Genomic DNA, 679 nt, shown 5'->3' on the forward strand with positions numbered 1-679 from the left:
AAAGGGGGGGCGATGCGCTCCCCTTTATCTTTAAGCATCGCCTCATCAGGTTCGTTACCGACACCAGCCCGCGCGAGAATTTCAAGCGCTTTCACTGGATCGGCCCGTTGTGCTCTCGCATTGAAATAATTTTCCATGCGGAAGGCTTCTGCAAGGGTATCGGTGATGATCTTACTGACCGTGACGCCCTTCAGCTTTGCCATAGCTTCAGCTTGCTCTATCAAAGCGGCATCAGTAATCTGAACTGCGTTCATCGCTTCATCTCCGTCATGCTATGAAGTGCTGCACTCGGTTTCAGAACCTGAATACCATACCGCAGTGCCCCCTCTTTGAAGTCTTCTATATTCTCTGTTATGAGGGCGTCGGCACGACCATTCACGGCAGTTTCCAAAACCATATCATCATTCGCGTCTTTGGTTGCTGGTCTTATTGAAAACCAGAGCGGCACTCTTTCTATATATAGGGTCATCGCATCCAGAATCTCAGTAACATCGTTTCGGGATAATCGAGCCCGCGCGAGATGCTCTGGTCGGGTCATAACAGCCTCATATTCCGCCATGAGCGGAACTGATACCAACGGATTTAGACGCCCCTGCAACACCAGCTTAAGGAGTTGCCGAGACGGCCCGTTCGCGCTGCGGATCGCCGATACCAAGATGCAGGTATCGAGGACAAATCT

At 51.3% G+C, this 679-nt stretch carries 2 protein-coding genes; both read right to left on the minus strand.

The genetic code is table 11. The features are described 5' to 3' along the window. On the minus strand, positions 1-254 hold a 254-nt coding region (locus VZ95_RS21160), incomplete at its 3' end, for a hypothetical protein (protein WP_045777631.1). After that, positions 251-679: putative toxin-antitoxin system toxin component, PIN family (locus tag VZ95_RS21165; protein ID WP_084627986.1), on the minus strand; the 429-nt coding region annotated here is incomplete at its 5' end. The genes VZ95_RS21160 and VZ95_RS21165, both read right to left, overlap by 4 nt.

Origin of the sequence: Elstera litoralis, from assembly GCF_000963705.1 — a bacterium.
GTDB classification, from domain to species: domain Bacteria; phylum Pseudomonadota; class Alphaproteobacteria; order Elsterales; family Elsteraceae; genus Elstera; species Elstera litoralis.